The 25,532-nt window shown below is 35.4% G+C and carries 28 protein-coding genes; 5 read left to right on the top strand and 23 right to left on the bottom strand.

Annotated features, from left to right (window positions below; all coding sequences use genetic code 11):
• Positions 1 to 91: 91 nt before the first annotated feature.
• The 4 genes from QNH24_RS04455 to QNH24_RS04440 all read right to left on the bottom strand — a co-directional run bounded on the left by QNH24_RS04455 (position 92) and on the right by QNH24_RS04440 (position 3,601).
• On the bottom strand, positions 92 to 1,264 hold the full coding sequence (locus QNH24_RS04455) for an MFS transporter (protein WP_283870930.1): 1,173 nt from the start codon (positions 1,262 to 1,264) through the stop codon (positions 92 to 94).
• A gap of 152 nt (positions 1,265 to 1,416) precedes the next feature.
• Complete coding sequence (locus tag QNH24_RS04450; RefSeq protein ID WP_283870929.1) at positions 1,417 to 1,728, bottom strand: ArsR/SmtB family transcription factor; 312 nt, start codon at positions 1,726 to 1,728, stop codon at positions 1,417 to 1,419.
• Positions 1,729 to 1,994: 266 nt separating this feature from the next.
• Entirely contained in the window at positions 1,995 to 2,921 is a 927-nt protein-coding gene (locus QNH24_RS04445) for an NAD-dependent epimerase/dehydratase family protein (RefSeq protein ID WP_283870928.1), read from the bottom strand.
• 152 nt (positions 2,922 to 3,073) lie between these two features.
• Entirely contained in the window at positions 3,074 to 3,601 is a 528-nt protein-coding gene (locus QNH24_RS04440; protein WP_283870927.1) for a YceI family protein, read from the bottom strand.
• A 519-nt stretch (positions 3,602 to 4,120) separates the two neighbouring features.
• Here QNH24_RS04440 and QNH24_RS04435 point away from each other — a divergent pair.
• Positions 4,121 to 4,531 carry a hypothetical protein gene (locus QNH24_RS04435; protein WP_283870926.1) on the top strand — a complete coding sequence of 137 codons (411 nt, stop codon included), beginning with the start codon at positions 4,121 to 4,123 and terminating at the stop codon, positions 4,529 to 4,531.
• Between the two features lie 15 nt (positions 4,532 to 4,546).
• Here the strand turns inward: QNH24_RS04435 and srtB are convergent, their stop codons facing one another.
• The 8 genes from srtB to QNH24_RS04395 form a co-directional block, all read right to left on the bottom strand.
• Entirely contained in the window at positions 4,547 to 5,317 is a 771-nt protein-coding gene (srtB, locus tag QNH24_RS04430) for a class B sortase (protein WP_283870925.1), read from the bottom strand.
• Between the two features lie 12 nt (positions 5,318 to 5,329).
• On the bottom strand, positions 5,330 to 6,100 hold the full coding sequence (locus QNH24_RS04425; protein ID WP_283870924.1) for an ABC transporter ATP-binding protein: 771 nt from the start codon (positions 6,098 to 6,100) through the stop codon (positions 5,330 to 5,332).
• A 6-nt stretch (positions 6,101 to 6,106) separates the two neighbouring features.
• Positions 6,107 to 7,072, bottom strand: coding sequence for a FecCD family ABC transporter permease (locus tag QNH24_RS04420; RefSeq protein ID WP_283870923.1), 966 nt, complete (start codon positions 7,070 to 7,072; stop codon positions 6,107 to 6,109).
• A gap of 96 nt (positions 7,073 to 7,168) precedes the next feature.
• Positions 7,169 to 8,092 carry a heme ABC transporter substrate-binding protein IsdE gene (gene isdE / locus QNH24_RS04415; RefSeq protein ID WP_283870922.1) on the bottom strand — a complete coding sequence of 308 codons (924 nt, stop codon included), beginning with the start codon at positions 8,090 to 8,092 and terminating at the stop codon, positions 7,169 to 7,171.
• 15 nt (positions 8,093 to 8,107) lie between these two features.
• Positions 8,108 to 9,373, bottom strand: coding sequence for an NEAT domain-containing protein (locus tag QNH24_RS04410; protein ID WP_283870921.1), 1,266 nt, complete (start codon positions 9,371 to 9,373; stop codon positions 8,108 to 8,110).
• 81 nt (positions 9,374 to 9,454) lie between these two features.
• Positions 9,455 to 10,954 carry an NEAT domain-containing protein gene (locus QNH24_RS04405; protein ID WP_283870920.1) on the bottom strand — a complete coding sequence of 500 codons (1,500 nt, stop codon included), beginning with the start codon at positions 10,952 to 10,954 and terminating at the stop codon, positions 9,455 to 9,457.
• Positions 10,954 to 11,553: a heme uptake protein IsdC gene (gene isdC, locus QNH24_RS04400; RefSeq protein WP_283870919.1), complete on the bottom strand. Its 600-nt coding sequence runs from the start codon at positions 11,551 to 11,553 to the stop codon at positions 10,954 to 10,956. The genes QNH24_RS04405 and isdC overlap by 1 nt, the downstream gene beginning before the upstream one ends.
• Positions 11,554 to 11,830: 277 nt before the next feature.
• Complete coding sequence (locus QNH24_RS04395) at positions 11,831 to 12,400, bottom strand: manganese efflux pump (RefSeq protein ID WP_054770122.1); 570 nt, start codon at positions 12,398 to 12,400, stop codon at positions 11,831 to 11,833.
• A 338-nt stretch (positions 12,401 to 12,738) separates the two neighbouring features.
• Between QNH24_RS04395 and QNH24_RS04390 the strand changes: the two genes are divergently transcribed.
• Positions 12,739 to 13,602, top strand: coding sequence for a glycine betaine ABC transporter substrate-binding protein (locus QNH24_RS04390; protein WP_283870918.1), 864 nt, complete (start codon positions 12,739 to 12,741; stop codon positions 13,600 to 13,602).
• 111 nt (positions 13,603 to 13,713) lie between these two features.
• On the opposite strand, the gene QNH24_RS04385 is transcribed toward QNH24_RS04390, so the two are convergent.
• From QNH24_RS04385 to QNH24_RS04360, 6 genes are all read right to left on the bottom strand, one after another.
• Entirely contained in the window at positions 13,714 to 14,562 is an 849-nt protein-coding gene (locus QNH24_RS04385) for a CPBP family intramembrane glutamic endopeptidase (RefSeq protein WP_283870917.1), read from the bottom strand.
• Between the two features lie 83 nt (positions 14,563 to 14,645).
• A complete protein-coding gene (locus QNH24_RS04380) occupies positions 14,646 to 14,879 on the bottom strand; it encodes a hypothetical protein (protein WP_283870916.1) in 234 nt (77 codons plus the stop codon).
• Between the two features lie 67 nt (positions 14,880 to 14,946).
• Positions 14,947 to 15,141, bottom strand: a complete 195-nt coding sequence (locus tag QNH24_RS04375; protein ID WP_283870915.1) for a thermonuclease family protein — start codon at positions 15,139 to 15,141, stop codon at positions 14,947 to 14,949.
• 537 nt (positions 15,142 to 15,678) lie between these two features.
• Positions 15,679 to 16,134, bottom strand: coding sequence for a YoqH family protein (locus QNH24_RS04370; RefSeq protein ID WP_283870914.1), 456 nt, complete (start codon positions 16,132 to 16,134; stop codon positions 15,679 to 15,681).
• Between the two features lie 180 nt (positions 16,135 to 16,314).
• Positions 16,315 to 16,497: a hypothetical protein gene (locus QNH24_RS04365; protein ID WP_283870909.1), complete on the bottom strand. Its 183-nt coding sequence runs from the start codon at positions 16,495 to 16,497 to the stop codon at positions 16,315 to 16,317.
• Positions 16,498 to 16,674: 177 nt separating this feature from the next.
• Positions 16,675 to 17,064 (bottom strand): hypothetical protein, encoded by a 390-nt coding sequence (locus QNH24_RS04360; RefSeq protein WP_283870913.1) that lies wholly within the window; start codon positions 17,062 to 17,064, stop codon positions 16,675 to 16,677.
• A gap of 209 nt (positions 17,065 to 17,273) precedes the next feature.
• Between QNH24_RS04360 and xerA the strand changes: the two genes are divergently transcribed.
• On the top strand, positions 17,274 to 18,113 hold the full coding sequence (xerA, locus tag QNH24_RS04355) for a site-specific tyrosine recombinase/integron integrase (protein WP_283870912.1): 840 nt from the start codon (positions 17,274 to 17,276) through the stop codon (positions 18,111 to 18,113).
• A 181-nt stretch (positions 18,114 to 18,294) separates the two neighbouring features.
• On the opposite strand, the gene QNH24_RS04350 is transcribed toward xerA, so the two are convergent.
• The 4 genes from QNH24_RS04350 to QNH24_RS04335 form a co-directional block, all read right to left on the bottom strand.
• Positions 18,295 to 19,497: an IS110 family RNA-guided transposase gene (locus QNH24_RS04350; protein ID WP_283870911.1), complete on the bottom strand. Its 1,203-nt coding sequence runs from the start codon at positions 19,495 to 19,497 to the stop codon at positions 18,295 to 18,297.
• A 360-nt stretch (positions 19,498 to 19,857) separates the two neighbouring features.
• Positions 19,858 to 20,280: a VOC family protein gene (locus QNH24_RS04345; protein ID WP_283870910.1), complete on the bottom strand. Its 423-nt coding sequence runs from the start codon at positions 20,278 to 20,280 to the stop codon at positions 19,858 to 19,860.
• A 115-nt stretch (positions 20,281 to 20,395) separates the two neighbouring features.
• Positions 20,396 to 20,578, bottom strand: coding sequence for a hypothetical protein (locus tag QNH24_RS04340; protein WP_283870909.1), 183 nt, complete (start codon positions 20,576 to 20,578; stop codon positions 20,396 to 20,398).
• 183 nt (positions 20,579 to 20,761) lie between these two features.
• Positions 20,762 to 21,103, bottom strand: a complete 342-nt coding sequence (locus QNH24_RS04335; RefSeq protein ID WP_054771313.1) for a GNAT family N-acetyltransferase — start codon at positions 21,101 to 21,103, stop codon at positions 20,762 to 20,764.
• 379 nt (positions 21,104 to 21,482) lie between these two features.
• Between QNH24_RS04335 and QNH24_RS04330 the strand changes: the two genes are divergently transcribed.
• The gene (locus tag QNH24_RS04330; RefSeq protein ID WP_283870908.1) at positions 21,483 to 22,718 is read left to right on the top strand and encodes an IS110 family RNA-guided transposase; all 1,236 of its coding nucleotides are present in this window, start codon (positions 21,483 to 21,485) and stop codon (positions 22,716 to 22,718) included.
• 548 nt (positions 22,719 to 23,266) lie between these two features.
• Here the strand turns inward: QNH24_RS04330 and QNH24_RS04325 are convergent.
• Positions 23,267 to 24,454: an MFS transporter gene (locus QNH24_RS04325; protein WP_283870907.1), complete on the bottom strand. Its 1,188-nt coding sequence runs from the start codon at positions 24,452 to 24,454 to the stop codon at positions 23,267 to 23,269.
• 91 nt (positions 24,455 to 24,545) lie between these two features.
• Between QNH24_RS04325 and QNH24_RS04320 the strand changes: the two genes are divergently transcribed.
• Positions 24,546 to 25,415, top strand: coding sequence for a LysR family transcriptional regulator (locus tag QNH24_RS04320; protein ID WP_283870906.1), 870 nt, complete (start codon positions 24,546 to 24,548; stop codon positions 25,413 to 25,415).
• Positions 25,416 to 25,532 lie beyond the last annotated feature (117 nt).

Genomic DNA, 25,532 nt, shown 5'->3' with positions numbered 1-25,532 from the left:
GCAACGTCGAGCCGCTTCCTCCGCCTTATTGTTGCTGTCGCTTCGCCTTCGCACAAAATACATTCGCTCTGTACTGGGTCTCACAATTATTTTAATTTGATGGCGATAGAATACTAGAGTTGAAAAGTTTTATTTTTATTAATATCAATACAAAAGAAAATAGTGAAAAAATAATGCCGCTCCAAATAAGTTGATGAATTCCTAATTGAGAAATAAACCAACCGCCAAAAGATGTTCCTAAAGTAATTCCAAGATTTGAAAATGAAACAAATAGGCTATTACCAAATTCAGGAGCTTCTTTAGCTTCACTTATTAACCATGCCTGACTAATAATTAAACCGCCAGAATGTACGATTCCCCAAATGAATACCATAAAAATCATTGGAACTAAATAAGAACCTAAATAATAAACGAATAAGTAAACGAATAAATATAGTACCGGAAAAGATATTACAGTTTTCAACATGTTTCTTTGTAAAAGAAATCCAAATAAAGAATTACCTAAAATCATAATTACACCAAATATTAGCAACATAATACTAATCAAGGAGCCATTCATTTGAGTGACTTTTGCAAGGTATTCAGCAAAATAACTGTAAACAGAAAACATAGCTGCAAAAATAAATACAACAGCTCCTATATTTATCCATAATTCTGTTTTTCGTAATATACCGACTTGCTTGCCAAAAGACATTTTTTCTTTAACAGGCATAGAAGGTAGCAAAATTAATATTCCTATAAAGGCTACAGCATTTACAATCGCTCCAAACAAGAAAGCAATTTCTAGTGAAAACTGTTCTGCAAGATAAGAAGTTAATGGTACACCTAAAGCAAAGCCAACCGTAATTCCCATGAAAACTTTGGTAACTGCTCGACTGCTTTTTTCTGGATGAACAAGATTAGCTGCAGTTACAAGAGCTATTGAAAAGAATAGAGGGTGAAGTGCCGCAGGTATAATACGAAAAATAAGCATAACTTCAAAATGTGTCGTATAAGCATAAAAAATATTAGAAATAACAAATATAAATATTGTTGTTAATAAAAGTATCTTACGATTAATCCCAGACACAAGTAATATTAAAAATGGCCCAGAGATAGCAACAACTAGAGCAAATATACTTACTAACAAACCTGCTTGTGCGGTTGAAACCTCAAATTTTTGAGCTATTTGTGGTAATACTCCGACAATACTCATTTCTGTTGTAATAATTCCAAATACACCTATTGCTAGTATAAAAATAAGTAAAGAATTTATTTTTCGCATTTATAAAAATCTCCAATCTTAAATTGATTTAATAAAAATTAGTTGAATATTGTTACAAAAATTGATAGATGTGAAACCATAATTTATATATACATCTATATATCCGTATATATAGATGTATCGAGCAAAAAAAAAGAAATCCTCCTTTCTATTTATAATTCTTTTTGAATGTACTCTCGAAATTCTTGTATGGTTTTCTCATTCCTACGATAATAAGTCCACTTTCCAATACGTTCGGATTGTAATAATCCAGCTTGTTGCATAGTTAATAAATAATTAGAGATAACCGATTGAGCTAGTCCTGCTTTTAATTGAATATCTCTTACACATACTCCAACTTGAAAACTAATCCCTTGTTGTAAATAAAGTTTTTCATCAAAAAATTCCTCTGGATTCTTTAACCATAATAATATTTGACGTCTTGTATCGTTTGATAATGCTTTATAAATTTGTGAAGGTTCCATAAAATTCATTATATCTATTTTTATAGATTTGTAAACGGAGCTTTAAAAATTAATATTATTCGTCTATTCAGAAATTTTATAGTCTTATACCTTTGAATTATTACTGTGTTAGTATTACTTAACGCTCTCTATCCTGTAACCATTAGTCGAACAGATGAAAAAAGCGCTTCAAGAAATTTCAAATAAAGTTTCAGTTATGTAAATAAAAACTCAACGCCAAGGTTCCTAGCTTCCTTGGCGTTGAATGAATAAAAATGACTCTTCTATTAAATTTCCACTATTTTTTCATTTTGTAATGCCTGCAATGTACGCTCTATGCCTTCTGCAAAGGAAATCTTAGGCTTCCATCCTATTGCATTTGCAAGCTTTTCATTGTTTAAAAACGAATGCTCGATATCACCTTCTCTTGCAGGAGCATATTGTATTTCTAATGGATGGTTTAAATGCTGTAGTAATAAAATTACTTGATGAATTGACCATGCCTCATTTGTTGATACATTATAAATTCCTTGTAATTTCGCTTGAACACCAGCATAAATCACATCTGCAATATCATCCACATAAACGAAATCACGTGTCTGTTCCCCATCTCCATAAATCGTAAAGGGTTTTCCTTCCATACTGCTTTTTAGCATACTAGGAATAACAGCCGCTTCTCCCTGCATATATTGCCTTGGACCAAATACATTCGCAAATCTGTAAATTAATGTTGGCAAGCCATAATCCTTTTGCCATTTTTCGCAATATGTTTCCCCAATGCTTTTATTTAGCCCATACATAGAAATGGGTTCACTTATATCTGTTTCTTCTAGTGGCGGATAATGACTATCTCCATAAACAGCCGCTGATGAAGCAAAAACAAAATGCTTTACCTTATATTTTGACGATAAGAAAAGCATCTGACTAAGCCCGATAATGTTCGTCAATATATCCTTCACTGGTTCTTGCATTGATTTTTGAACACTCGTTTGCGCTGCACAATGCACAACAACATCAAACGCAATTTCCTTAAAGAAATGCTCGCACACCTCATCTTCTACATTCAAAAGGTAGGATTTATGTTCAAATTCGACATTGCGTAAATGACCAGTGCTTAAATTATCAATGATATATATATTTGCACCTTCATCATAAAATCGCCTCGCCACAGCACTACCGATAAAACCATAGCCACCCGTCACTAACACATTCATCCCATCGCCCCCAAAAACAATATGGTGTTTTATATGCAATTATTGCTAAAAATATGCAAGCAACTTATTTATGGATTATTTTATTTATAGATTTGGGGAACATGAATCAAAAAACTGTGTCCAAGTATACTACTCAGACACAGTTTATAAAATTATGCAGGATTAACTTCTAATTCAACTGTCACTTTAATATCTTTACCAACTAACACGCCACCTGTTTCCAATGCAGCATTCCAAGTAAGACCAAATTCCTCACGATTAATTGTTGTTTCAGCTTCAAAACCATAGACTTCTTGGCCCCATGGATTTGTCCCTTTTCCATTAAATTCAGTTTCGAAAGTTACCGGTTTTGTTACATCTTTAATTGTTAAATCACCAGTAAGTGCGTATTGATCAGCTGATTTTTTAGTAATATTTGTTGATTTAAATATAATCGTTGGATATGTTTCTGTATCAAAGAAATCTGCCGCTTTTAAGTGATTGTCACGATCTTCACTACGTGTATTAATGCTTGTTGCATCAATTGTGAAGCTAATGTTTGCTGTTGTTAAATCTGCAAGATCTGCTGCTTCAATATCTGCTGTATAGCTATCAAATACACCTTTTACTTTTGATACCATCATGTGCTTTACTTGAAAATTAATTGCTGAATGTCCTAAATCAATATTCCATTTTGCCATTTTAAATTTCCTCCAATTGAGTTGTTATTTATCTCGATTTCGAGATATAAGTTAAAATATGAAGCAACTACATTAATTATGTTACCCAAGAAATTATGGATTAAACATATGTAGTTACCTCATTTGTACATCCTAGTTACTAAAAGTAATCAATTACTTTATGTAACCTACTATATATTAATAAATAATTTACGTCAAGTAATTATTTTAACTTTTTCTAATATATCATGAATGGTAGAGTTTATTGCGTAATGGAAGTTTCCTGCGCTGGGTGAATTTCTGTATATTGTTTGGGACCCGAGCGGTTTTTGGCTCGACCTGAGCGGCTTTCTCTGGGACCCCGAGCGATTTCAGGCTCGACCTGAGCGGCTTTCTTTGGGACCCGAGCAGTTTTTGGTTCGACCTGAGCGGCTTTTTCTGGGACCCGAGCAGTTGTTGGCTCGACCTGAGCGGCTTTCTTTGGGACCTGAGCGATTTTGAGCTTGACCTGAGCGAATTTCTTTGGGACCCGAGCAGTTTTTGGCTCGACCTGAGCGAATTTCTTTGGGACCCGAGCAGTTGTTGGCTCGACCTGAGCAGCTTTCTTTGGAACCCGAGCGATTTCAGGATCGACCTGTGCGGCTTCTTTGGGACCCGAGCGATTTTGGGCTCGACCTGTGCGCCTTTCTTTGGGACCTGAGCAGTTTTTGGCTGGACCTGAGCGGCTTTCTCTGGAACCTGAGCGGTTTTTGGCTCGACCTGTGCGGCTTTCTTTGGGACCCGAGCAGTTTTTGGCTCGACCTGTGCGGCTTTCTTTGGGACCCGAGCGATTTCGGGCTCGGCCTGAGCGACTTTTTCTGGGACCCGAGCAGTTTCAAGTTTGACCTGAGCATTTTTATTATTTCTAAAGGATTTCGTCAAACAAAAAGAAGCTTCCCCCATTTAAATTGAGAAAACTTCTATCTATCAGCGTTTTACTAATTTACCTTGAACAACAAAACGGTGATCATCACTTAAGACAGCATCTTTACATGTAGATAAAGTTAGTATTTTATCCTCTGGACTAACATCTACATTCATATCAATGGCAGATCGTGCTTGAATATCATGTAAAAATGTTTGAAAAGCCTCATTGCTATCAAATTCTGTTTCAATATAATAAAAATCAATGGTTGTCTCATAAGCAGCGAAGACTTCAATATCGTATCCTTCATATAATGTGTCTAAGTAAATAATAGGAAATTGATCTGCATAGTCCTGCTTTAAATAATTTTTTAGACTGCCAAACATTGTGTCATTCTTCATAGCATGGCCATACAAAATAGTATTTCGATTGATAGCCTGTACATCATTGCGGTAATCCATAAAGACACTCCCCGCACGGCTTTCTCTATCTTTAAAATTATGATTTAAATAAAAATCATTGTTGTTACTTTGAAGAATGGGGTTATTTAATTTTGTACCATCGATAGAAATCCATCCAACGATATTTTTATTAACAGCAAGCAACTCATCAAATTGTGGTCGAATAGTATAGGGCGATAGAGGATCCACAGTCTTTTCTTCTTTAGTTACTTTCTCATGAGCAGCCAATGAAGATTCATAAATCGTTTGTACTTCTTCCAGAGATTTAGAGGTTTCATAATACGTATATAAATACTTTGCTAAAGAAAATCCAGAAAATAGAAATATAGTTAAATATACAATTGTTAATAACTTAGAAGTCCATTTTTTCATGCTGTCACCTACTTAAATACCAAGGGGAACCATGTAGAATCCAAGCTGCTTATCCTCGTAAAAAACCGCCTCAACCCCATACACCTCTTTAATAACTTCCCTTGTGATGACCTCTCTTGGTGCTCCCTCAGCTACTATTTGTCCTGCCTTCATTAGGATAATATGGTCGCTATAACGAATTGCCTGATTAATATCATGAAGAACCATAACAATTGTGAAGCCATGTTCCTTATTTAATGCTTTTACAAGCTCTAATAATTCAATTTGATAGAAAATATCTAAATAGGTTGTTGGCTCATCCAAGCATAAAATTTCAGATTGCTGTGCTAAAGCCATGGCAATCCATACTCTCTGACGCTCTCCACCTGATAGTGCCTCTAAATCGGTATTGCGTTTTTCAAGTAAATTTGTACAAGCAAGTGCCCATTCAATAGCTTTAGCGTCCTCCTCGTGATTTCTTTTCAGTATTGTTTGATATGGAAGACGTCCAAAGCTTACTAATTTTTCAATTGTTAAATCCTTTGGAATTTCATTTTGCTGATAAACAATAGCTAATTTTTTAGCAAACTCTTTTGATTTATAATGCAGCAAATCCTTGTTTTCTAACGATACATTCCCTGACTTTGGCATATTATTGCGTGACATAACACTTAATAATGTTGATTTTCCGCAGCCATTTGGACCTATAATCGTCGTGATTTTTCCCTTTTGAATCATTGTTGATACACCATCTAAATGATTTCGAGTATTATCATGTGATACGATAATATTTTGTATGTCCATGTTTCGTCACTCTTTTCGTAATAGGAATATTAAGAACGGTCCACCGATAATTGCCATAATGGTTGAAGCTGGTACTTCAATGGGAGCTACTATTGTACGCCCAATCGTATCAGCCACTAATATCAGTAATGCTCCAGCTAATGCTGTAAAGGGAATCAGCACTTTATGATCATGTCCAACTAAACGTCGTGCAATATGTGGTACCAACAAACCAACAAATGAAATAACGCCCGCTACGACAACAGAAACTGCCGATAGTAATACTGCTACAGCAGCAATGATTAGTCGAGCACGTGCAACAGGAAAGCCTAAGCTTTTCGCTGTTTTATCTTGTAAGACAAGGAGATTACACCAACTATACAGCGCGAAAGCTGCTATTAATCCCACAGTACCATATGTAACAATTGTCGAAACATCTTTCCATGTACGCATCGTTAGGTTAGAGCCAATAACACCCGAGACTGACGTATTTAAAGAGCCACCTAGACTTATAAATGCCTCTGTTAGTCCTGTAAACATAGCATTAATCGCAATCCCAACTAAAATGAGTTTTAAAGGACTTAACCCTGATTTCCATGACAGCGCAAATACAAGTGCACAGGCAAATGCCCCACCTATAAAGGCTAATACAGGCGTCATGAAAAATAATGCGGGAAAGAAGGAAATTATAAAGAGCTGTACAAACGCTGCCCCTGAAGATATACCGATAACGCCGGCATCTGCTAATGGATTGCGCATCACAGATTGTAACAGGACCCCTGAAACAGATAATGCCGCTCCGGCAAACAGGGCAACGATAATGCGTGGAAATCGTAAATCCCGAATAGCTTCCATTTGATTATTTCCATCCTCAAACAATGCCGCAATAAATTCGAAAAAGCCCATCTTAATGCTACCTGTTGTCGCTGCATAAACCGCTGAAACAAGTAATAATACAATTACAATTGAAAAACTAACTATTTTTTTTGTCATATTGGACTTCCTTTATCATTTCAAATTCCATCATTTTATAAGAAAAGCGCTCTATGACAAGACTATGCTTGTGATACGAGCGACAATTCCAGATTGCTATTCTCGATAGAAAATTTCCATCAGTTGTCCTAAAGCTTGTGGTACTTGTAAGGAGGCTGTAGTGCCAAATAATTCCTCCTCTAAATCATAAACCTTGCCATTTTTAACCGCTTTAAAATGCTTCCAAATATCATTTGTTTTAAATTCCTCATCAAACATTTTTACTACTTCGTCAGGCATGCCGTGAGATAAACGTAAAATAATGTCAGGATTACTATTATGGAGATACTCAGTATTTGATGCTAAGTATTCAGCGTCCTGTCCTTCCATCACATTAATACCACCAGCACGTTTCACCAGATCGCCCGCATAAGAATTTTCTGTTGCCACTAAATAACTACCTGGAATTCCAAGTAAAATGAGGACGCGAGGTCCCTCTTTATTGCCAGCTACATTTTGAACAGCCTCAATATTTTTCTGGAGTTCCTTCACTAATTCTTCAGCTTGTGCCTCGCGTTTATAGCGTCCTCCAAGTTTTTGAACCTCAGAAAGCATCGCATCTACACTTTGAAAGTTTAAAAAGTTGACTGGAATATTTAATTGCTTGAATTTATCTTGTAAATCATACTCTAACGTAGATACCGATAACACATCTGTTGGGTTTAATGATTTCACAATTTCCATATCCGGTTCCATCGCATTACCGATAGTTGGTAGTCCATCAAAACGTTTTGCTAATTTCTTCTCCGTTTCTGGTACTGCTATAGCGTCCAACTCAAGCCTATCCATAATTTCTGCAATAACAACAGTACCAGCGATGATACGCTGTTCATCCTTCTCAGTAGCCTCTGCAGAAACTTGCTCTTTTTCACTCGAATCTCCCTTATTTTCTTGATTACTGCTATCATTACAGCCAACAACTAGTAATAACAATGACATCAAAGCTGCCATTAACAGCAACCATTTCAGTTTCTTTTGCATACTGTCATCTCCTATTTATTTCTGTTCAGTCACATCTTTTTTTGAATATTTGATACGGCGAACGAGCAGTAAGCCCGATAAAATACAAACTCCAATAAGCAAGATAACCTTTACTACGTTTAGCTGTGCAAGCTGCTGATCAGTTTTTGAATCTTGCATTGGTTTTTTAGTAGTGATTTCTTCCTTTATTTCTGCCTCCTCAGCTCCTTCTTTTACATCGTCTTTAGTTGGAGCATCAAATGTACGATCAAATGCTAATTGCTCCTCCTTTGGCATAGTTGGCTGAACTGAAGGCTGGGTTGGCAGAGCTGCTTTGGATATGCTCTCCTCTACCATTATTACTGGAGATTGCTTTTCAACTTCTTTATGAACTACCTCTGGTTTCACGCTGTTCACTTGCTCGGAAGGCTTTACTTCAGAAGGCTTACTGAAAAGTTTGGCAACTTGCTGCTGATCAAACTTTAGATTAACGAAATATTGATGATAATAAGAGAGCTCAGGAATATCAACTTTAACCCACATACGTATAGGTTGCTCAAAATCATTCACTGCAAATTCAACAATTTTAACATTATCAACAATTGAGACTACCTTTGGTTCTATCTGATTTCCTTGTTGATCTACAGTAATTCCTGTCACCCATGCTGATTTTAATATTGTCATTTGGGCATAGTATATACCATCTTTTTCTATTATCTTTGCCTGTGGATTTACATAGGTATTCATTATAGAAGGCTCATTTTTGCCATCTACCAGCAATACATAATTCAATGTCCGTTCCTCAGATACCGTATCTTTCGAAGTAGCTTTTTCGTTATCTGTATCTGGAACAGTCTCCTTATTTAGCTGCGTAAGTGTTTGGGCATTTATGTGGAGTTCCTGCGAAAAAGGGAGGGACTCCTCTGTAGTTGTGTATACTACACCGTTTACCCTAATTGGCCGATGTATATCTTTGACATCAAACTGAACTAAATTTTCGCGCACAACAGTGGAAGTTATTTCATCATCTAGCTGTTTCATTTGGATGTCTGTTACAATCCATGGCTTTTCCAGTGTTAGCTCTAGTTTATACTGACCATTCTTTACATCTAGAGTTGCCACTTCGCTAAAAATATTTTCTCCCAATCCTTCTATAGATGAAAAACTTAGTTCAACTTGATAGCTTCCATTTTCAATTATAGTTTCTTCAGCATTGACCTGAAGCCAATTACAGGGAGGGAAAAACATCAGCAAAATAGTGCTGAATAGAAATGCTTGGCATATTTTTTTGTTGCTAATCACTATGAAAATCCCCCCAAATTCTTGAAAAGCACAGTAACTTCCTTCCTCAAAGAAGTGAGAAAGGAAGTTGCTGTAATAATACTATTTATTCATGTATTGTAATGCACCATTTAAAATTTTTGCCATTTGTGTGCGTTTTAAAGGACTGTTTGCATTAATCACTGTTTTACCTTCAGCATTGGCAGAGCCAGTCATAATTTTACCTTTATTTAAAAAGGCAAATGCTTTTTTCGCTTCTTCGCTTGTTACAGTTGCACCATCAGCATAATAGGATAGGCTTGGGTCACCATAGTTCATTTCTTTCCCTGCAACATGCGCTACAGCACGGTAAATCATTACAGCAGCCTGTTGGCGAGTAAGTGTACCATTTGGATTAAAGTTCTCCGCTTTTACAATAATTTTAGCCTCAGCTAAAGCATTGATTGCTTGTTTACGTTCAGCGTCAAGTGCGGCTGTATCTTTAAATCCAGCATCTGTTGTTGATGATAAATTTAATGCACGAGCAATCATTAACGCAAATTGAGAGCGTGTAATATTGTCGTATGGTTTGAAGTTATCTTGCCCCTTCACAATTCCCTTGCTGTATAATGCTAAGATAGCTTCTTTATTCCCATCATTGCTGATATCTTTAAATGGATTTACCACTGGCTTCACTGCACCTTCCACAGCAAAGCTAAATTGTACTTGGTGGTTGGTATCATAGTTCACGCCTGGCTCATTCACAACAATACGCAGTTGAGCATTCACAAGTTTCTTTAAGTCCTTCACTTCAAATGAGTACGTACTTGCTTTTGTTGCTTTGTCTTCACTTACTAAAGTTGCTTCTTTCCCTTCCACTGTAAATCCTTTAACATATTGACCTTGCGGGAATGTCATCGTTACGATGTTTTTACCGTCTACTACTGAGATGCCTACTTTAGGTGCAATATATTGCTTCATCATAGATTCTTCAGAAGTACCGTTTTTGTAAACAGTAATTGCTACATCATTGACCTTAACTTCTTCTTTTACTTCTTTTACTTCTTCCTTAACTTCTTCTTTTACCTCTTCAGTTTTTCCATTTTCCTCTGTAGTCGTTGCTTCTTTATTTTCTACTGCTTTTAAATCAAATTCATACCATTTATCCATCGGACCTTTAGGTGTTTCAGCTACTACATGAATTTTTGCAGCTAACAACTTATCAGCTACCACTGGGAAACTATATGTAATTGTACCATCTTCATTTTTCACTTCAGTAGCATCTACATACTTATCGCCTTGTTTAGTTTGTAAGCCTGCAATCATTGGCGCAGATTTTGCTACCACTGTTAATTTTGCTTCAAACTTACCATCCTTCTCAACAATTGTACCTTGTGTGACAAGATGAGAGCTGATAGCAGGTTGAGCTTCGGTAGTACCTGGTTTAAAGATTTGGAAATTGACAATCTTATCAGCTTTCTCAGCCTTCGTAGTCCCTGCCTTTACTTCCGTGTTTGTCGTAACAACCTCTGCTGCTGATGCAAATGATGGAACTGTTAAAGATGCTGCTAGCAATGAAGCTAGGACGATTTTTGTTGCGCGTGATTGACGTTTTTTAGTCATTATTGACCCTCCGTTTTGGATTGTAATTTTTTTCTATAAAGTAAAAATGCTGATCCCACTAATGCAACGATTAATAGATAGGGTGTTGTATCGCTTGTTTGTGGATTGGGCACTTGACTTTCGGCAGTTGAATTTGTCGAAGCTTTTACATCATTAGTTTTTGGCGCTGCTGAGCCTTCAGTAGATACCGCATCAAAAACTAGTGCAACACTATATTCATGGTGATAATTAATATCATCAATATCAATTTTCATTGAAGTCACAACAGGTTTCGTTAAATCTTTCACTGTGAATTGCACGATTCGCGTATCTGCTGCCTTATCTTCACTTACTACGGTTGCTCCACCAGGTGGCTGAAATTTAGTAATCCATTTACTATTTTTCAAGGTAATTTGAACTGTCGCCGTACCATTTTTCACAGTGACCTTTGCTGGTTTTACAAAATAATCATTGGCAATGGACACCGAGCTACTTTCAGGCTTATTAACCTGATATTTTATGGAATGAGTACCGTCAGATAGTTGGGCAGATGCTTGTGGTAACCCTAAATTGAAGGTAAATACCATTACTAGCATGACGAACATCATTAATTTCTTCATGTGCTGAACTCCTCCTTATTGGAATATATTCGTCTAATTTCCACAGAACATTATAATTGAAAAAATTTTCGTTCACAATATTCAGATTGAAAGCATTTTCACGTAAACGAAAATTATTCTCAATTACACTTCTATTTCCAAGAATAATCGTTGATACCAACGTATGTCAACTGCTAAACCAAATTCGTCCTTAATATGTCAAATTTTCTACAATAAAAGGGATATCACAGAAGAATTTGTGATATCCCTTAAATAATTCTATTTAAACAAGTCTCTATTACCCTAAAATTTCCAATACTCCAATCATTATGAGTAACCAGCCTGATATAGCCGCTGAGTATTTTCCAATAAAAGTTTTAGTTAGTAAATTTCCGAAATGGCTGCCGATTGCAACTGTAATAAATGAAAATGTTCCAATAGAAATCACTGTCCAGATGACTGAAATACCGTGAGCACCGATAGCAATCCCCCCTGCTAAACAGTTAGCAGATAAGATAAAACCAAGTGTTATTGCTTCTCTAAATGAAATAATATAGTTTTTATCCTCATCAAATAATTCAGGCTGTTCTGCAATCCCTTGCTGAGAAAAACGATTAGACACTAATGTCCACAATCCAATCGTACAAAGCAATAGACTCCCCAACAAATTTGCGATATGAGGGGATATATATTCAACAATCGTCCCCCCCGCTGTTACGGCAACAAATGTGACAATCATTGACATAATAGCAATAACTGCGTTAGATAGGACTGGAATTTTTACCCGTTTCACACCATAAGCAAGACCTATTCCTAAATTATCTAAATTAGCAGCAATACCAATCAGAATGATGGATATCCAATGCATTCTAAGCCTCCTCAAACCCAAGTATCCATTTTCACCTATCATATGTGGGCAAAATTTGGATTTTTGGGCTTCTCTAAATGCATTTGATGAAGAGTCATTAGATATTCTCCCATTCCACTTTTCTCCCTGTCATTCCTAAAAATCCTATGGACAAAAAGTTTGGGTTGCTAGTAGACTTGCATTTCTTTCTATTTTAGTGATTTGACAAAAGTAACAACTCTTTGTTAATTTTAAGTTGTTACTTGTTAATTTTTAGTTTATATTATTTTTATTTTAATAGAAGTAACTATTCATGCAGTTTATCTAAAACATAAAACTTTATAGTAAGGAGAGATTTTATGAAGTTCGATAAATTATTAAAATGGGGATTTGCAGTGGGAATCATGCTGTTATTAACAGCGTGTAGCTCAGCTAGCGATGACTCCAAAAATAAAGCAATTAATTTAGCCTACGTTGAATGGGATACTGAAGTTGCCTCTACACACGTAGTAGGACAGGTTTTAGAGAATTTGGGATACGATGTCACATTAACCCCTCTTGACAATGGCATTATGTGGGAGGCACTTGCTAATGGTGAGGTTGATGGTATGGTTTCAGCATGGCTACCACAAACGCATGCCCCTCAAGTTGAAAAGTATAAAAATAAAATTGAAAATTTGGGAAAAAATCTAACAGGGGCTAAGATTGGCTTAGTTGTCCCAAGTTATATGGATGTAAATTCTATTGAAGATTTAACAAACGAGGCTAATCAAACAATTACAGGTATTGAGCCAGGGGCAAATATGATGGCTACAACAGAAAATGCTTATAAGGAATATCATAACCTTGAAGGCTGGCATGTCCTTACCTCATCAGCAGGTGCCATGACTGCTGCACTTAGTCAGGCATTAGCTAAAAACGAGGAAATTATTATTACTGGTTGGTCCCCTCACTGGATTTTTAATGCTTTTGATTTAAAATATTTAGACGATCCGAAAGGTATTTATGGTGCCGAAGAATATATTGGCACATTTGCACGTAAAGGATTAAAAGAGGATAATCCAGGCGCATATAGTGTTCTTAAAAACTTCCACTGGACTGCAGAAGATATAGAAAGCGTGATGTTTGATATTATGGAAGGCGCTGATCCTAAAGAAGCAGCAAAAAAATGGATTGAAAATAATGAAGAGAAAGTTATAGAGTGGTCAAAGGATGTAAAATAATTATAGTTGTTTCGCTAAACAGATATAATCTAAATAAGTCGATTCCCTGTATAAAAAGGAATCGACTTTCTTTAATTTGTTTTAAGTCATAATCGTAGTAAGTCGCTCTAATTATGTACTTTTCCGTATAAAACGCTTAGCACCTAGTATAACGAGTGAGACAATGATACCCCCAATAACCATCATAATGACACAGATTAAGGCACCGAGCTCAGGCATTGATCCGTCGTAGGTTATGATTGGTGATACACCGTATTGATGTGGTGAGATGGCAAATCTCATGATTTCTAAATATGCTAGATGAAAACCAATTGATGTCCAAAGACTCCCAGTCCATAGACGAAGTAGCTGCAAACATAATCCAAAGCATAGAATTAAAATAATATAACCGATGTTAATGGATACTCCTGGGGTTAATCCCACAAGTGCTTGAATCAAGGCAACTGCAATAGTAACTAATACAAATAGTAAGGTTTGCAATAAAACTGAAAGCCAAGTGGCGAATCGAAAACGTAAGACATCATATAATAATCCTCGTAATCCCAATTCCTCCGGCAAAGCTTCATAAAAGAAAGCAAAAATAATATTGATCAGTAACGGACCATACCACTGATTAGGGGCATGCCAGTCTTCAATGATTAGCCATCCTTGATAACCAGCAATTATGATACCCAATGAAGCCAGGGCAATTGCCAAGAAAACCCCAGTAAAAAAGTGATACAGCCTTTTCCATGAATATACGGGCGCATTGGGTTTAACACCAGTCATTCGATAGACATGCTGATATAAATACAAAACAATAGGAACGACCAGTCCACTCATCACAAGACCCTTTATAAAATTTTGAAAATCCCTCGACGAACCAAACAACTTTTCAGAAATATCACCTGAAAGAGAAGCTAGGAATAGACTAACAACTAACGTTAACCATCCTATTAATAAAAGTTTTATCCATTTCATAAATAAATTTCCTTTCCTGAGAACTTTAATGTACATATACTTTAAAACTTCTGTACCTCTGTTCATAATATTGTATATATACTTTATATACAATATATACATATTTCATGAATTTTGCAAGCTCGTTTTTTGAAAATATAAAAACACAGGATTGTTAAAAAATCCCATTCTCTCATTTTAAAAGATCCATCCCACATTCGACTCACTGCTCTATCCGTCATTTCAATCATTCTATCCGCCACTTCAACTGCTCTATCCGCTCGTCCTCCGTTTCTATTCTTCACCTCAGCAATTCTATCCATCACTTCTACATACAATCAAAAAAGGACCGCCCTCAAAAGGCATTATTCATTGCCTTTTGGGACTGTCCCTTGATTGTTACCTTTACTTCAATATTTCCGGATGGAATCCATCTTTTTGGAAGTAATTATCGTGTGACCAAATATTTAATTTTTCTTGTTCGGCTTCCTGCTGAATATCTCTGAATTCATCCTCAAACGTATTATTTGGTTTATGGATAAAACGTACTGCCGCAAGCCCTTCTTTCAATAACGATTCCTGTAATAACACATCATCCACAAAACATAGGCTAACAGTCGATCGTATTGTCCGTTTCTGGCCCTACATCGTAAACTGCCTCTATCTTTTTAGCGTTTTCTAACAATTTAATCGTATAGTCTCTTGCCTATTCAGCAAAAGGCTGTGCTTCACCTTTGTTGTAATTCATTTCTGGTGTATCGACCATTAATAAGCGGATTTTTTCTTTCTTGCCATTTATTGTCGCCTGAATTGTATCGCCATCACATCACCATAAACATACGCGTACATAATTATTTTTTTTATCCAAAGCACTATCATTACTAACACTTAAAGAATCATTTCTAGTGTACATATTATTTTAAGAGTACACAATTAATATTTTTGATTTAAAATTATGTACATAATTCAGTTATAATTGCTATACAAAAAAATTAAAAACCATTCATTCATTTTAACAGCGCCGTTTGTGTTATCAAGACCTAATTTTAAAAAAAGATAGAAAAATTAAAGGGTTCTACATATTAGATATGACTAATATGTAGAACCTTTTCTTCTTTTACTAAAGCACCTGTTAGTTCAACAAGGTTTTAGTATTTTTTCAAGTACAATAGTACCCGTTTTCTTTGTCGTTGTATTGACTGTTCGGACTTTGATACGAGTAGGTCTTATTACAGGAGAAACTTCATCTAAATTCCCAGCCCAAATAGTTTCTCCATATTTAGTTAAAGGGGACAATGAGAAAATCCAACTTATTTCCTTCGGAATATATGCTAATACTTCATAACCATCATAATCCCCAAAATTAGATGGTTTTGGTAAATGAAGTGCGTGAACACTGAGACTTGTTCGTTCATCATTAAACTTTCTTTCAATATTATAGATCAGTGCTACTCCTCTGGCATTTTTAGGTACGTTTTTTGTTGGTTCAAGTATTGCTGAACAAGATGGCAACTCTTCAATTTTATTCTCAGAGTGTGTTTGTGAAGGAAGAATTACTAAAACGAAGATAAGGCTAAAAAGCAATTTTTTCATTTCTGATTCTCCTTAAATTTGTTTAGTATCATTATTCCCCAAAACTCCATATTTATTGTATTTCTATCGTTCCTTGTTGCACTAAACTGCTCCGTTAGTACAATAAGAAAAAAGAGCTGACTTAGCAGTTCTATGGTCTTCAAGTAAAGCTACCCCGCAATCGCGCCCAATTGTTGTATTCTACCCTTTCTTACTATAAAATCCATAAGCGATAGAACCCAGTAATAACCCAATTCCAGCTCCTATAACAATTGAAAATCCTTGAGAAATTGGTTCGAAAAATATGCCAAGAATTACACCAATAGCAGAACCAAAAATCATCCCTAGTGGTATTAAACTATTTATTAGATCTTTATTTTTCACACCTAATGTTTCTCCCCTTCGTGTAACTGTAATTTTATATCCTCTAACAATCTGGCACGATAGTTGAACACAAGTTAAACATCACTCTTCAACTAATCTGCTTCGTTAGCTCAACAAGAAAAAAGATGCTCCTTTGCAACACCTTGTTTAACTCTTGCCCCCGTTAGTTGAATAAGGTTATCGGTCAACAACTAAAATTTTATTATCTTTAATGGTGTAGGTACCATGTATCATCCTTGAGAGCACAACGGTTTTGACGGCATGTTTTTCATTAGCAAATACCAATAAAAAACGGTCGTCTAGGTAATCAATTCCACCATTGTCCCCTTTAAACTCGATATTCATTGAATCTTCAATCTGTTCATCCGATGTATAAGGTCCAAATAGACTGACTTGGGTCCATTTAAAATTAGTTAACCCTGTTAAATCAATTTGTGTTTCTCCCTTTTCTAAAAGGGAGTCAATTTCTTTAGCTAAACCCGTGTCTTGACTGGCTCGATTCACTAATAAATTTACAGCTAAACCTATAATGGCAATAATAAAGACTACATAAACTATTTTTTTCATAAGCCCCTAAGCACTCTATACCTAAATTTTACATGCCTTATTTCAAAAGACGCCAGATAGAGAGTGTAAGATTCCTAAAGCAAGATTTTGGGTTCATTTGAAAACCTTTTTGCACTAAACTACCTCATTAGTTAAATCACTCCTTATGTCTAGAATTCTATTAAGTTGGCAATAATCCCTTTTATATTACTATTTTAGGGGGAATGGAATTGTTACTGTCAAAAGCGTGGACTTTGTTTGATGCTGATAAACGAATAGAGGGCTTTTCGCCACAAACGCTGAAGGCCTACCGGTTACAGTCTTTTCTATTAATTGGTTATTTTAAGGATATAGAGATGGAATTGCTTGACACCAATCAACTGAAAGAATATCTTGCTATATCCGGCAAGCACTTAAAACCAGCCAGTCTTGCACATCGTATCCGTTTTATGAAATCATTTTTTCGTTGGTCTCATGAAGAAGGTTACCTGAGTAAGAATCCAACTTCCAAAATTAAAGAACCGAAAGTAGGAAAGCGGATACCCAAGTATTTAACCGAACGGGAAATTGAACACCTCCGTGAATCCTGTCATTCCGCAATGGAAAAAGCAATTTTCGAATTCATGTTTTCTACTGGTTGCCGAATTGGAGAAATAGTTGCGTTAGAAAAAAACCATATTAATTGGTCCAATCAATCCGCAATCGTTAGAGGAAAAGGTGATAAGGAAAGGGAGGTTTATTTTAATACGCGTTGTGACATATGGCTTAAACGTTATATTGAAAGCCGTACTGACAATAATCCTGCCATCTTTGTGACAGTAAGGCAGCCACATAAAATGAGTGTTGCCCAAATGCGATACATCATCAAGCGGATATCAAATCGTGCTGAAATCAATAAAGAAATTCATCCACACCAACTTAGACACAGCTATGCAACTCATTTGTTGAACAATGGAGCTCCCATAGAAGTCATACAAAGTCTTATGGGGCATGAGAAAAGCGAAACAACTAGGATCTACGCTCAATTAAACGGGAGGCTAAGAAAAGAGTATTATCAGAAGTACTTTTAAATGTAAAAGGAGCAAAGTCTTAAAAGACATTGCTCCACTTGACTAAACCAGCTAATAGGTTGTCAATATCTTTTTTTTTGTAAGATGGCACTTTTCTTTATGTTATACTGTTTTTGGGCATACCAAATAACCCTCCAAGTGTATTGTGGAAGGCTTTTCATCTAATGGTCAATTTAATAAATTAAGATAAATCAAGGAAAACTTCTTTCCTCTTTAATAAAGCATATATCCATTGAAGAAGTTTATTAATACAAGCAACTAACGCAACTTTTGAAGGTTTTCCTTCTGACCGTTTCTTGTCATAAAACTCTTTGAGTTTTTTATTTCTAGAGCTTCTTATTCCACACAAAACAGCTAAATATAAACTGTGCCTTAGCCTACTAGAACCACGTTTAGTAATCCGATTCGTTGTCGCTGTGAATTTTCCTGACGAATAAACACTCGGATCAATTCCGGCGTAGGCAACCAATTTTTTAGGATGATTAAACCGATCAATTTCCCCAATTTCAGAAATGATCGTTGCAGCGATCTTTTCACCGATTCCAGGGATTGATTGGATAATCTTATATTCTTCTATTTCACTTGCCAGGGATAACATTTGGCCCTCTAATTCCGAAAGGTGTCCTTGGTAATGAAATAGGATATCAATATACATATTCAGATTAAATAAGTGACTTTGATACATCACCTTCTGAAAAGGATTTTGATTGGCTGAATCTATCAGTTTTCTTGCCTTTTCTCTTGCCCATAGGGCAGAGCGACTCGGACAATATTCACGTATACTATTTGATAAATCATCCTCGTTAGATTCTAGAATTTTTTCTGACGTTGGATATTCTTTCAATATCAACAAAGAAACTTTAGAAAAAAGATCTCCAAAAACTTTTCTATATTCAGGGAAAACCTGATCTAAAATAGTATGAAATTGCAACTTAGCTTCCACATACATATTCGTTATAATCTCCTGTTGTCTCGATAGATTACGAAGGTTTAGAAGCTGAATCCCTCTCATTCTATAAGGTTCGAATTCCTCTTTGTAATAGAGAACACATAATTGATAGGCATCGAAGGCATCTGTCTTTACCTTTCTTAAACTTGACTTCTTTGCTTGATAAGAGATGATCGGATTTAACAAAATATAAAGTATTTCATTTTCTTCTAAACATTGAATAATCGGTGTATGATAATGACCTGTTGATTCCAAAATGACAACAGGCTTACTCCCTGCTATCGATCTAATCTCTCCTAAAAATCCTATAAACTTGTCTAACTCTTCACGATTATGCTTAATTGAAAAATTTTCCCCATATGGCTTTCCTTTTTCTAAAAAAGCTTGTACTTCACTTTCATCTTTAGCTACATCAATACCCACTACTGGGTTCATTTTTTCTCCTCCTACAACGTATTCACCAGTAACCCCTATTACCTCCAAGTAGTATTATAGCTTCGCTTGTTATACGAGATCTAAGTCCCAACCAGCCTCAAACATATTTCTACAAGTAGGGGGTGAACAGTTTAGTTGACGGGATCAATGTCCCTCGCACCCGTACGTTCTACCCTGGCTACTGATAGATTAAATCTAAATAAAAAAAGTTCAACCAGAAAGTTCTGGCTGAACTATATAATACGAAAGCCCCCGTTTGTTTAAGTACATTTTTTCACAAAAAACAGTTCTTTTTACGGTTGCACCACTATCATTCATAGAAAAAGAGCTTTCCTAATTATTGGAAATTTCCAGTTTATCCTACTTAATTCTTTGAGCAATGGGATGATCAACATTTAGTTGCAACAAATCCCATAAATTCCCGTATAAATCCTTAAACACTGCAACTATTCCATATGATTGCTCTTTTGGTTCTCTCTCAAATTCAATTCCTTTTGATTTCATATAGTTATAATCTCTCCAAAAATCGTCAGTATTTAAGAAAAGAAAAACTCTACCACCCGACTGATTACCTATAAAGGGTTCCTGCTCAGGTTTAGATGCTTTAGCTAATAATATTGTGGTACCTACTGAACCAGGAGGGGACACCACTACCCAGCGTTTGTTTTGTTCTGGTTGATAAATATCTTCGACTAATTCAAAATTTAGTTTCTTTGTATAGAACTCTATTGCTTCATCGTAGTCTTTTACTACTAATGCGATATGAACTATTGATTGAATCATTATTGTCTCTCCTATTGTTACAGAATGATTAAGTCACTTTGTATTTTAGCACTTTTATTACTGACTAACACTTTTATAGTAAAGCTACCCCGCAATCGCGCCCAATTGTTGTATTCTACCCTTTCTTACTATAAAATCCATAAGCGATAGAACCCAGTAATAACCCAATTCCAGCTCCTATAACAATTGAAAATCCTTGAGAAATTGGTTCGAAAAATATGCCAAGAATTACACCAATAGCAGAACCAAAAATCATCCCTAGTGGTATTAAACTATTTATTAGATCTTTATTTTTCACACCTAATGTTTCTCCCCTTCGTGTAACTGTAATTTTATATCCTCTAACAATCTGGCACTATAGTTGAACACAAGTTAAACATCACTCTTCAACTAACCTGCTTCGTTAGCTCAACAAGAAAAAAGATGCTCCTTTGCAACACCTTGTTTAACTCTTGCACCCCATTAGCTTTATAAGATGTTATCATTTTCTATGTAATACAAATTGTGATTTACTGTATTTAAAGTTGTTTTTTTTGTAAAAAGGAATTAAATGTTCTTCACAAAACAAGCTAATAACATCAATATGAGATAGTTCGTCTAACAATTTTGATACAAGATTCTTTCCAATGCCTGACTTTTGATATGCTTGATGTATAACAACGTCTTCTATATAAGCCCTAAAATTTCCGTCCGTTATAGCCCTTGCAAACCCAATAAGAGTACCCTCTTTCCATACACCAATTGAAATTTCCCTTTTTAACATTTCTTCAATATCTTGTTCTTTTCTTTCCTCCCACCAACCTGCATCTTTATAAAGTTTCATAAGTTCGATTGCTTTAATTGGTTTTTCATTAAATTTAAAATATTCAAGTTCCAAGTCGTTATCCCCGATTCGTTTTTATTTTAATTTTATATAAATAGTACAGGGTTGTCTTCTTAAACTAACCTGCACCGTTCGTATTATAAGGTCAGCCAGATATTTCTGGTTGACCATTTTTTATATAGTTTTATTATAGCAGTAGCCAGGGTAGAACGTATCTGCACGTGGGGCTTGACCCCGTCAACTAAACCGTTCGCCCCCTACTTGCAGAAACATGATTGAAGCTGGTTGGGACTTAGACCTCGTATAACAAGCGAAGCTATGACACTGCATGGAGGATTAGGGGTAACTGGCAAATTATGATTCTAGGAGGAGATTAATAATGAATCCAGTCGTTGGTCTGGATATTTCAAAAGGAGAAAGCCAGGTACAAGCATTTTTAGATAAAGGCAAACCATATCGTAAAAGTTTTAAGGTAACGCATACTTTAGAAGGTCTGAATGACTTAGTTATATTTTTAGAGGATGTAAAAAACGAGGCTGGTATGAAGCCTACGATCATTTTAGAAGCTACAGGACATTATGGTGCCCCTGTCATACATTATTTAGAAGAACGAGGATATTTATTGATTATCATTAATCCGTTAATTTCATATAAGGCAAGAGGTTCCAGTTTGAGAAAAGTAAAAACGGATGCCATTGATGCCTATCTTCTTTGTGAATTGTTCTATAAAGAGGAACTGGAGCCATATAAAAAACGTGGTGTGCAATTATTAAACCTTCGTAATCTTACTAGACAACATGAAAATATAACTGGCGTAATGATTCAAACTAAGTTGCAATTTCAGGCAGTCCTTGAACAGATATTTCCTGAATATAAAGGGGTTTTCGGAGACTTATATTCTATGGTTTCACTATTAACTCTTTCCGAGTTCCCTTCTTCAGAAGATATTTTGAAAGCAAGTGAGGAATCCATTACAGACAAAATATATGAACTATGTAAGAGTAGGTCCATTAGATGGGCAAATGAAAAAGCTTTACAGCTTAAAGCCGCTGCAGCTCGTAATCCTTTTGAAAAAACAGTTTATCAAAGTCATATTTTAAGTCTGGATATGTATATAAAGATCCTTCTTCAGTACAAAGAGCACCTATCAAAGTTAGAGTCAGAAATAGATGCCCTCGCTAAAGAAATTGAAGAATATAGTATTATCAAATCTATCCCAGGCATCGGTGAAAAAATCGCTGCAACGATTATTTCTGAGATTGGTGAAATAGATCGATTTAACAACCCTAAAAAGCTTGTGGCTTTCGCTGGAGTTGACCCAAGTGTTTTCGAATCAGGTAAATTTTCAGCGACCAAGAATCGAATTACAAAACGAGGTTCAAGTAGACTTCGTCATGCCTTGTTTATGGCTGTTCGTTGTGCAATACGAGATTGCAGAAAAACTAAAACAGACGATACAATCATTCCTCGAAACAAGAAATTACGTGAATTCTATGATAAAAAACGTGACGAAGGAAAACCTTTTAAAGTAGCGATTATAGCTTGTGTTAATAAACTTATACATTGGATTTTTGCCTTACTAAAAAACAGAACTGCGTACCAAGATTTAGCTTGATAAGTAAGTACAGCTAAATCGAACAAAACCTTCCAAAAACAAACTTTAGGAAGGTTATTTGTCATGCACTTTTTAGTATAGCACTCTCCTATTAAACTTTTAACAGAAAATTATTGACAAACTATTAGCTGGTTTAGTTTAAGTACTCTTCACAATCCTCGCGTCCATTAATTATTGTATTTTATTCTATTAAATGGCCCTTTAAAAGAAAAAGACGCGTTCCTAAATAAACGCGCCCTTTAATGGAATAACTAAGATGTTTATTAAATCCTATACTCATTAGTCATACTCTAATGAAAGTTCCTTGTTAACTTCTTCAATACTCGTTTACAAAAGGCGTTAAAATGCACAGCGAACTTGCCATTCGGTACGTTCGTTCTAACATGCATTTCCTCTCCCTTCGCAACTGCAAATGTGGGTGATGATTTCCCCCTTCCATAACCTTCAACAAGATTTTTTATAAAATGCCAAATATCGAAGAGTATTAAAAAAATAAAAACCCAACTGAATATCAAGGCAGTTGAGTTTAGAAATTACTTTTTAATTCATTAAAGTCGATGGTGATTCATAACTTTTTTATTTAGGTAGAAAGAACATCTGATAAAAATAAGTGCGAGTATAACGAATAATCCACCAATCCAGCTTAAATTTTCTATATTAGTATATTGAATAATGATTCCTCCTAATGCAGAGCCCAGCATCATTCCCACATTCATTAAGGCGGTATTAAAACTGAGTACTGTTTCAGAGGATTGTGGTTTTAGTGAAATCAGATAAAACTGCTTTGCTGGTGTCGTTGTCCAAGTTGCTACTCCCCAAAAAGCTAGTGTGACAAATACACCCACTGCCCTATACTGTGTAAATGCTAGTACAAATAAAGAGATGATATGAACACATAAACTTAATGATATTGTTCGATTAGGTCCCCATCTGTCTACCGCATATCCTCCAAAGCGTGAACCAATAAAAGCAAAAGTGCCTAAAACAAATAAAGCGATACTTGTCATTTCAATAGAAAAGCCAGCAGTATGACTTAATAATGGAGCAATGTAGGCAAACACCATAGTATATCCTAAAATCCAAAAGATCGTTGTCATTAAACCTGTAAGGACTCGTTTATCTTTAATTATTTGCAACTGTTGTTTAAATGGCAGCGGTTGGTTTCCTTCTATATATGGTAATAATTTGTATAGTCCTATCAATAAAAAAACTGTGCCAAACGCAATGATTAAGAAAATATAGTGCCAATCAAAATGTCCAGCTAAAAATGTACCGATAGGCACTCCAAGTACTAATGAAACAGTGAAACCAGTAATGACTGTTGCCATAGCACTACCTCTTTTTTCTGGAACTGCAATTTGCGCAGCATAATTGGTGGCAACAACAATGTATAATCCTCCACTCATCGCCATAATGACTCTGGATAACATAAGAAAGACAAAATTATAGCTAAAAAATGCAACTAGATTTCCTAGAATAAATATAGAGATAGCATATAAAAGCACTTTTTTACGGTCCAATTTAGACGTTAGTATGACCAAAATCAAAGCTCCAATGGCATAAGATAAAGAATAAATCGTAATCAACTGGCCAGCTATTGAAATTGAAACATCTAATTCAAAAGAAATCAGTTCTAAAATTCCAGAAACAACAAACTCTGCTGTTCCTGTTACAAAAGCTCCTAAAGCTAAAAGTATGATGATTAGTTGATTTATATTATTTTTCAATTTGTACATCTCCTTATATTTGAACTGCTGTTTTTATTTTAGGTCCCATGTTAATATAAGTAAAATTGATGTTTTTAATAAAGGAGATGAGTAATTACTCATGACTATTGTGCGCTACGAAATCATTGCAAAAGTAGTCGAGCTAGGAAGTTTTACAGAAACTGCTGAAACATTAAATATGACTCAATCAGCCGTGAGTCATGCAGTTGCGAGTTTAGAATCTGAATGGGGAGTTTCTTTATTAATTCGTGATCGAAAAAAAGGAATAACACTTACAGAAATAGGGCAAAAAATTCTGCCGAATATTAGAGAAATATTGAAAAGAGTGGAAGTCATTAATCAAGAAATTGCACTTATGACAAGCTTGGAAACAGGTATTATTCGTATCGGCACTTTTGCAAGTGCTTCTTCTTGCTTATTGCCTAAATTACTTGTGAAATTCCGGAAAAAACATCCTAAAATAGATTTTAAATTTTACGAAGGAACCTATGAGGAAATTACAGAATGGTTGGGTTCAGGCATTATTGACATTGGATTTGTAGTAAAAGGAAAATCAAATCCAAATTTCGATTTAGTTCCTTTGATTAAAGACAAGATGGTAGTCGCTTATCACCCTGATCATCAATTCCATTTTAAAGAAACAGTAGAAATGAATGATTTAATGGATGAATCCTTTATTATGCCAACAGGGATGTACCAATCACATGTTGAGGAATTATTTGCAGAAGCGCAAATTAAACCATCTATTCTTTTTGAAGTACACGACTGTACAACCATCGCTAATATGGTACAGGAAGGACTTGGCATTACGATAGGTCCAGAATTATATTTAAAGACACAGCAAAACATAAAAATCAGCAAACTAAATATTGAAAACAGCCGTGAAGTAGCACTTGCCTGTCATTCTATTGCAAATGCTTCTCCTGCAGTTAAGGAATTTCTCCATGTGGCAAAAAATGTTTTTAAGTGAACATTTGCAGCGATTACGTTTCAAAATAGAACTTCCTTTACTCATATAACTCATGATAAAAGGGAAGAAAAAAGGAATTTTTTTATGTATAGCCTTTTAGATTTATTAAAAACACCT

Origin of the sequence: Lysinibacillus pakistanensis (assembly GCF_030123245.1) — a bacterium.
GTDB lineage: Bacteria > Bacillota > Bacilli > Bacillales_A > Planococcaceae > Lysinibacillus > Lysinibacillus pakistanensis.
This window is presented reverse-complemented; position numbering and strand designations above follow the sequence as displayed.